At 41.9% G+C, this 12,689-nt stretch carries 12 protein-coding genes; 10 read left to right on the top strand and 2 right to left on the bottom strand.

Going from position 1 to position 12,689, the window contains the following annotated elements:
* Nucleotides 1-176: 176 nt before the first annotated feature.
* Together AC1DVB_RS21525 and AC1DVB_RS21520 are read left to right on the top strand one after the other, a co-directional pair.
* Nucleotides 177-1,793 carry a long-chain fatty acid--CoA ligase gene (locus AC1DVB_RS21525; RefSeq protein WP_057275789.1) on the top strand — a complete coding sequence of 539 codons (1,617 nt, stop codon included), beginning with the start codon at nucleotides 177-179 and terminating at the stop codon, nucleotides 1,791-1,793.
* A 93-nt stretch (nucleotides 1,794-1,886) separates the two neighbouring features.
* Entirely contained in the window at nucleotides 1,887-2,684 is a 798-nt protein-coding gene (locus tag AC1DVB_RS21520) for an enoyl-CoA hydratase (protein WP_082609205.1), read from the top strand.
* A gap of 98 nt (nucleotides 2,685-2,782) precedes the next feature.
* On the opposite strand, the gene AC1DVB_RS21515 is transcribed toward AC1DVB_RS21520, so the two are convergent.
* Nucleotides 2,783-2,971, bottom strand: coding sequence for a YhzD family protein (locus AC1DVB_RS21515; protein WP_048677954.1), 189 nt, complete (start codon nucleotides 2,969-2,971; stop codon nucleotides 2,783-2,785).
* Between the two features lie 309 nt (nucleotides 2,972-3,280).
* Here AC1DVB_RS21515 and cysK point away from each other — a divergent pair, with 309 nt between their 5' ends.
* From cysK to AC1DVB_RS21475, 8 genes are all read left to right on the top strand, one after another.
* Nucleotides 3,281-4,204, top strand: a complete 924-nt coding sequence (gene cysK / locus AC1DVB_RS21510; RefSeq protein WP_214769481.1) for a cysteine synthase A — start codon at nucleotides 3,281-3,283, stop codon at nucleotides 4,202-4,204.
* A 145-nt stretch (nucleotides 4,205-4,349) separates the two neighbouring features.
* Nucleotides 4,350-5,585, top strand: coding sequence for a DNA repair exonuclease (locus AC1DVB_RS21505; RefSeq protein ID WP_235568095.1), 1,236 nt, complete (start codon nucleotides 4,350-4,352; stop codon nucleotides 5,583-5,585).
* Nucleotides 5,586-5,606: 21 nt separating this feature from the next.
* The gene (locus tag AC1DVB_RS21500; protein WP_477590869.1) at nucleotides 5,607-8,627 is read left to right on the top strand and encodes an ATP-binding protein; all 3,021 of its coding nucleotides are present in this window, start codon (nucleotides 5,607-5,609) and stop codon (nucleotides 8,625-8,627) included.
* Between the two features lie 35 nt (nucleotides 8,628-8,662).
* On the top strand, nucleotides 8,663-9,076 hold the full coding sequence (locus AC1DVB_RS21495) for a hypothetical protein (protein ID WP_034314717.1): 414 nt from the start codon (nucleotides 8,663-8,665) through the stop codon (nucleotides 9,074-9,076).
* A gap of 312 nt (nucleotides 9,077-9,388) precedes the next feature.
* Nucleotides 9,389-10,213 carry an ABC transporter ATP-binding protein gene (locus AC1DVB_RS21490; protein WP_053534077.1) on the top strand — a complete coding sequence of 275 codons (825 nt, stop codon included), beginning with the start codon at nucleotides 9,389-9,391 and terminating at the stop codon, nucleotides 10,211-10,213.
* Entirely contained in the window at nucleotides 10,206-10,904 is a 699-nt protein-coding gene (locus AC1DVB_RS21485; RefSeq protein WP_057275793.1) for a (2Fe-2S)-binding protein, read from the top strand. The genes AC1DVB_RS21490 and AC1DVB_RS21485 overlap by 8 nt, the downstream gene beginning before the upstream one ends.
* A 178-nt stretch (nucleotides 10,905-11,082) precedes the next feature.
* The gene (gene yhaM, locus AC1DVB_RS21480; protein WP_057275794.1) at nucleotides 11,083-12,021 is read left to right on the top strand and encodes a 3'-5' exoribonuclease YhaM; all 939 of its coding nucleotides are present in this window, start codon (nucleotides 11,083-11,085) and stop codon (nucleotides 12,019-12,021) included.
* Between the two features lie 99 nt (nucleotides 12,022-12,120).
* A complete protein-coding gene (locus AC1DVB_RS21475; RefSeq protein ID WP_477590866.1) occupies nucleotides 12,121-12,303 on the top strand; it encodes a sporulation YhaL family protein in 183 nt (60 codons plus the stop codon).
* Between the two features lie 155 nt (nucleotides 12,304-12,458).
* Here AC1DVB_RS21475 and AC1DVB_RS21470 read toward each other — a convergent pair.
* A partial coding sequence (locus AC1DVB_RS21470) for a transposase (RefSeq protein WP_477590864.1) occupies nucleotides 12,459-12,689 on the bottom strand: 231 nt, incomplete at its 5' end.

Below are 12,689 nucleotides of genomic sequence, written 5' to 3'. Positions count from 1 at the left end.
GATTTCAAAAATCCGCTCCCTTTCTGAATCCGCTTTTTGCCGTCAAACAGATATGGAAATATCATCAAAATAAAGACAGATCTAAAATAATATAAAAGGTACCTAGGGAAAAAGGATTATTTTTTTTCTGGTCGAATATATAATGAGCATGCTTTTAATATAAGGGGGAGATTGTAATGATGGATACTCCATTGATCATGACTCAAATCATTGAGAGAGCTGAAAAATATTTTCCGAAGAAAGAGGTAGTTTCGCGTACGGATGGTGGCATTCACACATTTACATATGCTGAGATTGCTGAGCGTACAAGAAGGCTGACCAGTAATCTTGAAAAATTCGGTATTCAAACAGGTGACCGTATTGGAACGCTTGCCTGGAATCATCATCGGCATTTAGAAGCTTATTTTGCGATTCCTTGTCATGGTGCTGTCTTACATACAATCAATATGCGTTTGTCCCCTCAACATGTTTCTTATATCGTCAATAGTGCGGAGGATCGATTATTATTGATAGATCCGGATGTCATCCCCCTTTTGGAAGCAATTAAAGATGAGTTAACGACAGTGGAAGGGTATATCATTATGACGGATAAAGATGAGCTGCCTGAAACGACCCTTTCACCTATTTATCATTATGAAAAATTATTAGCCGAAGGAAATCCGAAACAGCCATTCATCCAAACCTTGGATGAAAATGCACCTGCCGGCATATGTTATACGTCCGCCACGACCGGGAACCCCAAAGGTGTGGTTTATTCGCATCGCGGAATTTTACTGCATGCGATTGCACTGGGGCTTGCCGATTCTACAGCAATAAGTGAGCGTGATGTGGCCCTTCCTGTCGTGCCGATGTTTCACGTGAATGCCTGGGGCATGCCTTTTGCCAGTGTTTGGTTTGGAACGAAGATGGTTTTGCCAGGACCCTATTTCACCCCAAAGGTTTTGGCGGAGCTTATAGAGACGGAGAAGGTTACTATCGCAGCAGGGGTTCCGACGATATGGCTGGGCTTATTGAAGGAGCTGGAAGAAGGCAGCCATGATACGAGCAGTATTCGTGCCGTTTTATGCGGAGGGTCGGCTGCTCCGAAAAGCATGATTAAAACCTTTGAACAAAAGTATGGGATACCATTCCTGCATGCATATGGAATGACTGAAACAAGCCCGCTCGTATTTATATCGAAACCCAAAAGCTATCAGGAAGACCTCCCAGAAGAAGAACTTTATGAGTTGAAGGCCAAGCAGGGCCTTGTTTCGCCAATGATAGAAATTAAAGTGATGGGTAAGGATGGCGAAGTGAAGCCTGATGGAAAAGAAATGGGAGAATTGCTGATTAGGGGTCCTTGGATTGCCAATGAGTATTTTAAGGATGAGCGGTCAGGGGATACGTTTAAAGATGGCTGGCTTTATACAGGAGATGTAGTCACGATTGATGGAGAAGGATTCGTGAAAATCGTTGACCGGACTAAAGATTTGATTAAAAGCGGCGGTGAATGGATATCTTCCGTTGATATAGAGAATGCCTTAATGGCCCATGAAGGAATCTTTGAGGCGGCGGTAATTGCAGTGCCTCACGAAAAGTGGCAGGAACGGCCGATCGCCTGTGTTGTCTTGAAGGAGGCATACAAGGGACAAGTGTCCCAGGAAGACATCATCGAATTTTTAAAACCGCAGTTTGCAAAATGGTGGCTGCCGGATGAAGTGGTCTTTTTGGAAGAAATCCCAAAAACCGGCGTTGGGAAGTTTTTGAAAAGGGCATTGCGTGATCAGCTTCAGGATAAATATATCAATAAATAATGGAATATTTGTTTAATTATAACTTTTCACCCTATTCTCATAATGGTTGATGAATATATAATAGATTCATAGAACGAAAGAGGAGGAAATAAATTGAGTATTGAATCGACATCATCTGCAGGCACGATTTTAGTCACATATTCGGACAGGACGGCCACTGTTGCAATGAACCGTCCAGAGGCAATGAATTCTCTAAATCCGAAAATGCTGCATGATTTCATTAATGCCCTGAAGGAAGTGAGCGAGAATGATGAAGTGGACGTCGTCATTTTAAAAGGGAATGGGAAAGCGTTTTCCGCTGGTGGTGACATTAAGATGATGCTCTCGCCTGGAAAAGAAAACGCTTTCGATGAGCTGATGGATGGAATCAGTGAATTGGTGACCACCCTATACTTCATGCCTAAATTGACCATCAGTGCCATTCATGGTGCAGCTGCAGGGCTAGGGTTGAGTATAGCTCTTGCAACGGATCATCTTATTGCCGATTCGGAAAGTAAGGTTGCGATGAATTTCATCGGGATTGGATTAATCCCTGATGGCGGAGGACACTTCTTCCTTGAACGCCGTCTTGGTGAAGTGGGTGCGAAAGAATTGATCTGGGAAGGTAAAGTGCTTACAGCGCTTGAAGCAAAAGAAAAGGGCCTCATTCATGAAGTGGCAGACGGAACCTTGGAACATGCGGTAGAGAAAAAAGTGCAATCTTGGCTGCAAAGTCCGGTGCAGGCCATGATTAAAACGAAAAAGATCCTTAGTGAAAAAAATCGCCCGCTATTAATTAAGATGCTTGAGATTGAAAAAGCTGCTCAGATGAAAATGCGCCAAACAGCGGATCACCAAGAGGGAATAAAAGCGTTCGTGGAAAAAAGGAAACCGAACTTCATTGGAAAATGAATAAGAAAGGCCGTCACTTTCCAGTGACGGCCTTTTTTTATATAAGGAAAGTATGGAAAACTTGATCATATTTTTAGTGATTGCGCTTCCATTTTCAATCAGCGATGAAAAAGCAATAAAGCGCCTGAAGGCGATGTACAGCGATGTGTTTGATCTTGATAGTTTTTTTCCTTCAATAGATTTTGTCCCAATTCTTTTGCTTGTTCATCATTCTCGGCTGTAAATGATTCATCCAATAGTTTTTCCCCTGACGGTTCAAAAACGGTTAATTTGTATATTCTGCTCATTTTCAAAAACTCCCTTATCAAAAATGTTATCAACTGTTATAAAAATTTTATCATTATCTGTCAATTTTGACTATTGTTATGTGAGTGAATCTATTAAGACAAGGAATATTGATACATAGCTGAATATCTTGAAAAAGTAACTATATCGAACTAACTTCTCGTTTTTTTCCTTTAAGCTTGGAAAGAATGAAAACAAAACCTATTTATACTAGAGGAATTCTCTCTTTAAAATGAAAAATCATAAATGATATAATAAACTTGAGTGAAAGTGCATGTTGGAAGTGTATGGATCGAAGGGGGTTTTTTTGAATGACGGTAAAAATCGTTAATAATATCACTGAATTGATAGGAGATACACCTGTTGTTAGGATTAATCATTTAACAGCGGAGGGTGACGCTGAGGTATTCGTGAAACTTGAGTATTTCAATCCGAGCCGCAGTGTAAAAGATCGGGCTGCCTTCAATTTAATTAGGCAGGCAGAATTGGATGGTATCATTCAAGCCGGGGCTACGATCATAGAACCAACATCAGGGAATACAGGTATTGGGCTTGCCATGAATGCCGCGGCTAAGGGATATCGGGCGATTATGGTCATGCCGGATAATATGTCGAAAGAAAGAATCAATATATTAAAGGCATACGGAGCGGAAGTTGTCCTCACCCCTGCATCAGAGCGGATGCCGGGAGCCATTCGTAAAGCCGAGGAGCTCGCAGCAGAGATTCCTAATAGCTTTATTCCGCAGCAATTCGAAAACCAAGCCAATCCTGATATTCACAGAGTGACGACAGCAGTCGAGATTCTGGATCAGATGGATGGAGACCTGGATGTTTTTGTCGCTACTGCCGGAACGGGAGGAACGATAACCGGTACAGGTGAAGCCTTGAAAGAACATCTGCCGGATTTAAGGGTTGTCGTTGTCGAGCCTAAGGGTTCCCCAGTTCTTTCCGGAGGAAAGCCTGGTCCCCACAAGTTAGTGGGTACGAGCCCTGGTTTTATCCCTAGCATCTTAAATACAGAGGTATTTGATGAAATCGTTCAAGCGGCTGATGAAGATGCGATTTCCACCATGAAGGATATGGCTTCGAAGGAAGGGATATTGATTGGGCCTTCAGGAGGTGCCTCTGTCTGGACTGCCCTGCAGGAAGCCCGTCGTCTTGGAAGCGGAAAACGAGTATTATGCATTGCGCCGGATAATGGTGAACGCTATTTAAGTATGGATATCTTTAATTGATGAAAAAGACCGAATGCCGTGAATGAAACAATGTTCGCCATTCGGTCTTTTTCCTGTTGAATTTGCCCATACTGCATGATGACGTATTAAAATAATAATGTATGGGAAAGTATGTTCTGCTCATGTTAAAATAGAATATGAAATATTGAAAGAAATTGAGGTGACACTTTTGAGCGGTGTGAAGTTCATTCATGCGGCAGATCTCCATCTGGATAGTCCCTTTTCAGGGTTGAAGGATATGCCGTCATCTATATTAAAGGAATTAAGGGAAAGTCCGTTTAAAGCTTTTCAAACTATCATTAATGAGGCAATTACCCGTCAGGTTGACTTTATCGTGTTATCGGGGGATCTATTTGATGGGGAAAACCGGAGTCTCCGAACACAGGTCCGCTTTCGGACCGAGATGGAAAAACTCCAGCAACATCAAATCCCTGCCTATATCATTCATGGTAACCATGATCACCTTAGCGGCTCATGGATTACTGTGGGGCTGCCGGATAATGTCCACGTATTTTCAGGGCAAACCGAAATGAAACGATTTGAAAAAATCGATGGGACGACTGTCCACCTTTATGGATTCAGTTATCCGCGCCGTCAAGTAAGGGAGAGAATGATCGAAACCTACATAAAAGCTGAAGGGGCCGATTATCATATAGGTCTGCTTCATGGGAATTTGGAAGGCAATTCCGAACATAGCCCGTATGCCCCTTTTTCAATGAAGGAACTTGCTGCCAAAGATTTCGATTACTGGGCATTAGGCCATATTCATAAACATCAGGTAGTTTCAGAAGATCCGCTTGTGATATATCCAGGAAATATTCAAGGCAGGAACAGAAAGGAGTCAGGCGTCAAAGGGTGCATGCTTATAGAATTCGATGGGGACATGAAGCGCCATTCTTTTATTGAAACCTCTGAGGTGATATGGGAAAGCGAAACAATTGAATTATCTGCAGAAGGTGGATTTGATGCCCTGTTCAAGCAATGCAAGGAAGTAATTGAACGGAAGGGTTTCGATGGGAGAAGCTTTCTTTTGGAGTTGAAACTGGATGCAGGTGATGCAGCAGGAGCTACCGGKGAATATCTTGAGGAATTGACCCGGATTTTGCAGGAAGGGGACCAAGGGGAATCATTTGTCTGGGTGTATAAAATCAAACTCATCCAGTCCATTCCTATGAATAGGTCAAATGAAAGTATATCGCCATTTCTGGCTGAGGTATCCAGGCTTGCTTCTGAATTTGATGATACGGAGGCTGCTCTTGCCCCGCTATACATTCATCAGGGAGCAAGAAGGTTTCTTGATTCAATAGAGCCGGATGAGCAGAGGGAACTGTTGGATGAAGCGGAAAGATGGCTTTTGCACGTTTTTGAAGCGAATAAATGAGTGTAGGGAGGAGCAACGGAATTGATTATTAAAGACCTCCATGTTTATGGTTACGGCAAACTGGAAAATCAGCGTTTTCCTGAATTGGGACAGCTGCAGATTTTCTTTGGGGAAAATGAATCGGGCAAGTCAACCCTCATGTCTTTCATTCATAGTATGCTGTTTGGTTTTCCGACAAAGGTTCAAATCGAACCGCGTTACGAGCCCAAAATGCATGCCAAATATGGGGGAAGGCTCAGCCTCATAACAAAAAAAGACGGGGAAATCGTTATTGAACGTGTGAAGGGAAAAGCAACTGGTGATGTGAAATTGACCTTCGAGGATGGAAGGGTCGGCGGCGAGGATGAATTGAATGAGATTCTTCATGGCGTTGATAAAAACTATTACCAAGCCATTTTTTCTTTTGACCTTCAAGGTCTGCAGGGATTACATACACTAAGTGAAGGTACGATGAGTAAATATCTGCTTTCAGCCGGGCTGATCGGGAATGATAAACTACTTGAAGCCGAAACGAAATTGCAAAAAGAGCTCGATTCAAGGTTCAAGCCATCAGGTCAAAAACCTTTACTGAATGTGAAAATGAAAGAACTTAAGGAATTGCAGAAAAAGGTGAAAGCATCTGAAGAAGAACAGCAGTCATATACGGCATTACTTCAGGAAGAAGCAAAACTTAAGGAGGAGCTCTCTAAAGTCACGGGGGATATTCAAGAGATTGAAGAAAATCTTGTTAACGTAAGTGCTTTTTTGCGAATTAAACCCTTGGTTGAAGAACAGGGGGAACTAGAGGCTGAAATAAGTAAAATTCCGGATGTGAATTTTCTTGTTGATGGCTTAAAAAGACTTGAACAGCTACAGGCAGTTGGAATCCCCATGAAAGCCCAACTTGCTGCATTGACTGAGAAAATGAACAAACTAGAGGGGAAACTCACGGAAATCAAAATCAATCCATTCATCAAGGAGCATAAAGAGCAAATTGAACATGCAATCGATCAAGGAACATTGTTGGAGAAGCTCGAGCTGGATATTAGAAAAGCGGAACACGAAACGCTGTTGGAAGAAAAGAATATCGAAAAGGTGAAGCAGGAATTATTTTTGGATGTTTCTGATGAGGAAATAAGAAAACTGGATATCAGTACATTCATGAAGGAAAAGGTGAAAAGGGCCGAAAGGGAAAAGCATCAGCTCCAAAATGATAAAAAACAGCTCGATGAGAAATATGAACTTCAAAAGGGAAGTCTGGAAACGACAGAAGCCCGCTTGAAGGAGATTAAGGCCCAGTTACTGCCAGATGAAAAAAGAATCGAGCTGGAGTCCTTATACAACAAGCAGAATAACATCGAATTTGAAGCAGCACAATCCCTTATTCTTGATGAACAAATACTTGAACTTGAAAAGCAATTGGGATTACAGAGGAAGAAGGAAGCGGATAATCACAAACGTTCAAATATCATGAATGGCAGTTTAATAGTGCTACTATGTTTAGGTGCAATCGGAAGTTATTTCAGTGAACAGATTTTGTTGGGGGTGATACTTCTAGCCGTAGCTGTTCTGTTTGCGGTTTCCAGGTATCTCTTTAAAGGTGATGATATATCGTCCGGGTATATCAGGCAATTGGATGAGATGAAAAGGAAAAGGGCTGCAATTGGAAGTGAAACCAATAAAGGGAGTGAAGGAGAGTCGATGGGGAGGCTGCTTGAACTGGACCAACGTCTCCAAAGGCGCTTTGAAAGTGAAAGTTTCAAATATGAAGAAAGGGAGGAAGCGTTTGAATCGACGATTCAGGAGTATGCCGATTGGGAAGCTAGCAGGGACCGGTTGGATAAAGAATTGAGGAAGATCTTAAGCGGTTGGGGTCTGTCTTATCCTGGAATGGAAATTAATCTTGAATCTGTATTTGAACTTCTTGAGAAATGGAAGGAAGCCGTTGATAGGAAATATGAAACAATCAAGAGGCATGATTTTCTCCAGGCAGAATTTGAGGGTAAATCAAAGGCTTTATTTCATTTTGCAAATAGCCTTGATTTTGAAACATCCACATGGAGGGAAGCGATTGGCCAATTGAAACGGGAGTTGAATAAAGCGGTTGAATTCTCCGTTCAGTTAACGCAATGGATGCAGGAAAGAAGTCGTTTGACGAACGAAATCGAGCAGCTGACGATGGAAAATGGCTATCTTGATGCAGAAATGGAAATGCTTTTTAAGTTAGCGAAGGTCAAGGACGAGGAAGAATTCAGGCATGTCGCTGCATTGTCCGAAAAGAAAATCACCTTACAAAAGCAGCTTGATTTGATTACCATTCAAATTGGGCAATCCAGAATGCTGCCTGATCAAATCCAATCTTATTTAAAACAGGGGATCAATACTTATACATTTGAGAATTTGGAACAKAAACGGAAGGATTCTGTAAAGGTGAAATCCCTTTTGTTAGAGAAGCGGGCGGATGCGAAGCATAAGATAAAACAGCTTGAAGTTTCAGGGATTTATGATGATTTACTTCATCGTTTTCATGAAGAAAAAGCTGCTTTTAACGAAGAGGCGAAGGAATGGGCGAAATTGGCAATAGCCAAAAGCTTATTGAATAAAACATTGGACCGATATAAAAGGGAGCGTCTGCCGAAGGTGATCGCTGATGCCGAGCGGCATTTTTCCTTTTTAACGATTGGAAACTATCGGAAAATCATTCTTGATCAGTCGGGAGAAGGGATTTTGGTACAGCGCAGTGATGGTTTGAGTTTCAGGGTTGAAGAGGTCAGCCGCGGGACAGCTGAGCAAATTTATGTTTCCTTAAGGCTCGCACTTGCTGATCATACTTTTGAAAATGATTCATTCCCTCTCATCATTGATGATAGTTTCGTCAATTTTGATGCGGAAAGGACAAAACGGATGCTTGAGTTATTGAAAAAAGTTTCGGAAAAGCGGCAAATCTTATTTTTTACATGCCACCGATATATAATGGAGCACTTTAGTGAAAATCAAGTGATTCGTCTATCCAGCCCCGTATTGCGCCAAAATATGAATGATTTGATCATCCCCGAAATATAATGGGTCTTAAACTATAGATAAAGAGAGTGAAGTCATTGAATAGGAATGAGTTTGTAAGCCGTCATGATTCTTCTTTGGAGTTAATCATCGAAAAGGAGTTTCCTGGTAAACGATGTGTTGGGGGAAAATATTCTGCCATAGGTCATCGCATCACTTTATATGAGAGAGATATTGAAATTCAGTGTGAACGCTCCCTAGGCTCGCTTGCAAGGCTTGAGGAATATACATGGGTGATTCTCACACATGAGATGGGGCACGCATTAGACCCCGATCTTGCTGTGCTTAGTGAGGAGCTGCACCGTACAGGAAAATCAGAAATCCTTTATCAAATAGAGGTCAATGCATGGAATATTGCAGAAGGAATCATTCCTTTTATCGATCATGATTTATTTACCTTCATTAGGGATGAATCCCTGGAACATTGTACAAATCGCCTGCTTGTCGGTTAAAAGGCTCTCCATATGGAGGGCTTTTTTTATTTTCCGCTAAATGGAGTTTGGAAATTCCGATAGTAATTCGCAGAGGGGGAGAATGGACTATCGTTCGGAAGCTACAGGCAGTGATGAATGAAAGTATAATGTGCTGGTTTTTTTAGATTAATGTTTCCAAAGGAAGCTTCATATCTTTAAAGGAGCATTCACTTTAATGAATCATATAAGAGGAATGGGACATGGAGTTATGGTTTATATTCCTTTTTAAGATTGACAGTGAGAATCATTTTCATTAAAATGGTATTATTAGACTAAAAGGGGAGTATTTTAATGCGACCAGCTATTAACACTCAGTCTTTATCGCTCGGTTATGGTGATAAATTAATCATAAATGATATGAATATAGAAATACCCAAAGGGGAGATCACGGTATTCATCGGTGCTAATGGATGTGGAAAATCAACACTTCTAAGGTCTGTAGCCCGATTGTTAAAACCTCAATCCGGCTCGGTCTTGCTCGAAGGCAAAGCGATCTCAACCATGCCATCGAAGGATGTAGCGAGAAAGATGGCGATTCTTCCGCAATCCCCGGTTGCTCCTGAAGGGCTTACCGTCTATCAACTTGTTAAACAAGGAAGATATCCTTATCAAAGTTGGTTGAAACAGTGGAGTTCCGTGGATGAAGAAAAAGTTCAAAAGGCGATTGAAGCAACGAATCTGACCGATTTAAAGGATCAGGCAGTCGATGAATTATCGGGAGGGCAGAAGCAACGGGCATGGATAGCCATGACGCTTGCTCAGGATACGGATGTCATTTTGTTGGATGAACCGACTACATATCTTGATATGACCCATCAAATCGAGATTTTGGACTTATTGTTCGACTTGAATGAGTTTGAGAACCGAACGATCGTGATGGTGCTTCATGATTTGAATTTAGCTTGCCGTTATGCGGATAATCTGGTGGCACTTAAAAATGGGGCGATACATGCTCAAGGCCGGCCGGAGGATATCATCACGCCTGAATTGGTACAGCATGTATTCAGCATGGAATGTCAAATATCCTTTGATCCAATTTTCGGCAGTCCCATGTGCGTCCCGTTTGGTAAAGGGCGCTACGCACAAACTCAGATAAAAGCGCTGGCCAATGCATAACCTCACACCAGCCATTGAAAAAGAACTTCAGGGATACCGGATATCCTTTCGAGATGTAGCCAAAGTTTCCAAGACCTTCAATCATGCTGATGAGCTTATTCAGTATGCACAATCCCGGACTGGGGCGGAAACGTCAAGGATAGCCATTTCAATGTGGTTCAGACGCTATGCTTTTTTTGTCACGGCACAATTGTACATATTAAGCAAACATCGGCTTATCTGGGAAGGTACACTTCAGGACTTTGGTGTTTTGGATGATCCGGAAGATGAGCATTGGCTCCCGATTTTTTTGCTGAAAACCAACAGGTGGAGCCATGTCACGGAAAAGGAAAGCCCTTCTGCCCTCCATTCCATATTGATCAGATTTGGTGCTGATGCCATTCGCTTCTTTTCCGGAACTGCTAAAATATCGAAACTAGTTCTCTGGGAAAATATTTGGAGCTATACGATATGGATGTATAGTGAGTTATTGAAGCAAACTGATATAAAGACGCGAGTTGAAAAGGACATTGAAATCCTTCTTGAAGATGAGGTATGGCTGGATATTGAAACGCGTTCCCCCTTTAAACGATTCATTGGGGAAAAAAGTGTCCCGGAATCCATGAACCCATATAAACGGGTGACATGCTGTTTATATTACCGAATTGATGGCCAGGAGAAGTGCGCGTATTGTCCGAACAAAAACTGTTGAAATAGATTTGATTGGAGAGCCAGGCTTGGGGTCAAGCCTGGTTTTCTTGTGGAGTGATAAGAGACGGCAATGCTTTGGCTTTTCCTGTCCAATGTCTATCACTTATTAACGAAAACTAAACGCACTAACGAGATTGGTATGTTATAATGTTGATATTTAATTGAACGGAGGCAGTCGCATGGGAAATGGGATCATACACTACGGAATTGGTGAAGTAGTAGATATATATATGTACATTAAAACGAGTACAAAAGCGGTGGCAAGTAATGGAAAGCCTTTTTTAACATTGATTTTGTGCGATAAAACCGGCGAGATAGAGGCAAAGCTATGGGATGTTTCCGAGGCTGATGAGAAAACATACTGTGCGGAAGCAACAGTGAAAGTTCAAGGGGAAGTCCAGAATTATCGAGGACGCAGCCAATTGAAAATCCGTAATATTAGAATTACTTCAGATACTGACGGGGTCACGAAAGCCGATTTAATTCAAACGGCTCCTTTAAGTCAGGAAGAAATGATGGAAACCATCACTCAATTTATTTTTGAAATGAGGAATCCGAATATCCAAAGGGTGACTAGGCATCTCATAAAAAAATATCAAAATGAATTCCTGACGTTCCCTGCTGCCACCAAGAACCATCATGAGTATATGTCGGGACTGGCCTATCACGTTGTTTCGATGCTAGGGCTGGCTAAGTCCATTTCAACCCTATATCCTTCCCTCAATAAGGATCTTTTGTATGCAGGGGTCATTCTGCATGACCTTGGAAAGGTGCATGAGCTATCTGGACCTGTTTCGACTGTTTATACAGTGGAAGGGAACTTATTGGGACATATCACCATCATGGTGAATGAAGTCGGTAAAGCTGCAGAGGAATTGGGCATTGAAGCGGAAGAAATCATGATTCTCAAGCACTTGATATTAAGCCACCATGGTAAAGCTGAGTGGGGCAGTCCCAAGCCGCCGATGGTTAGGGAAGCGGAAGTGCTGCATTATATTGATAATATGGATGCCAAGATAAATATGATGGACCGCGCCTTGGAAAAAGTGAAGCCGGGTGAATTTACGGAAAGAGTCTTCGCGCTCGATAATCGTTCATTCTATAAACCGACATTTTAATGAAATATGCTTCTTTCTCGATGGAGAAAGAAGCATATTTTTTTTGTTCGAGCATATTCTCTAGTAAATGAATAGTAGATTTTTTGGGAGGGAATGGACATGCCAATTTGGATCTGGTTCGYGTTTATTGGAATAATTGTCAGTGCAGTCATGTCAATTTGGACAGCTAGGCAGGAACGCCTCATAGATGATGCTTGGATTGAAAAGGAAGGCCAGAAATACATTGAACGCATGGAAGAAGAGCGTGAGAGGCGTAAAAAGGATATAAATCAGGGAGCATAGCCTGAATGATGAAAAAAAAGCGACAGGTAAAGTCCTGTCGCTTCAGTTTGTAGACAAAAGGGGTTCGGAATTAAAAAATTCTGAACCYCTTTTGAAATTCCCTTTGAATTTCCGCCTAAAGTTAAGAGATTGGGGCTCTACACGAGCCCACTATGTTAGGCCATTTTTGGACCTCGCCATGTCCAATTGGCCATCTTCTTTAAATTAATGGCAGCGAAAGTAAGCATCGCCTGCATCGACAATTTTTTAAGTCCCCTTAAAGTAGTCCAACGCATACCATGCTTTTCTTTTGCATCAGCGAATACACGCTCAATCGTTTCTTTACGTTTTGCATATATAGGTTTTACATCTTGATGATGACGCAGATGATCTGCTTCTTCCACATG

The sequence above is a fragment of the Peribacillus sp. P4_D6 genome (assembly GCF_056401795.1).
Note: the sequence above shows the minus strand (reverse complement) of the source record. Positions and strands in the feature narration are given on the sequence as shown.

What these genes read in the sequence shown, in the direction of transcription:
- AC1DVB_RS21525 (WP_057275789.1), top strand. Translation starts at nt 177, where the DNA reads ATGATGGATACTCCATTGATCATGACTCAAATCATTGAGAGAGCTGAA.
- AC1DVB_RS21515 (WP_048677954.1), bottom strand. Translation starts at nt 2,971, where the DNA reads ATGAGCAGAATATACAAATTAACCGTTTTTGAACCGTCAGGGGAAAAA.
- AC1DVB_RS21490 (WP_053534077.1), top strand. Translation starts at nt 9,389, where the DNA reads ATGCGACCAGCTATTAACACTCAGTCTTTATCGCTCGGTTATGGTGAT.
- AC1DVB_RS21485 (WP_057275793.1), top strand. Translation starts at nt 10,206, where the DNA reads ATGCATAACCTCACACCAGCCATTGAAAAAGAACTTCAGGGATACCGG.
- yhaM (WP_057275794.1), top strand. Translation starts at nt 11,083, where the DNA reads ATGGGAAATGGGATCATACACTACGGAATTGGTGAAGTAGTAGATATA.
- cysK (WP_214769481.1), top strand. Translation starts at nt 3,281, where the DNA reads ATGACGGTAAAAATCGTTAATAATATCACTGAATTGATAGGAGATACA.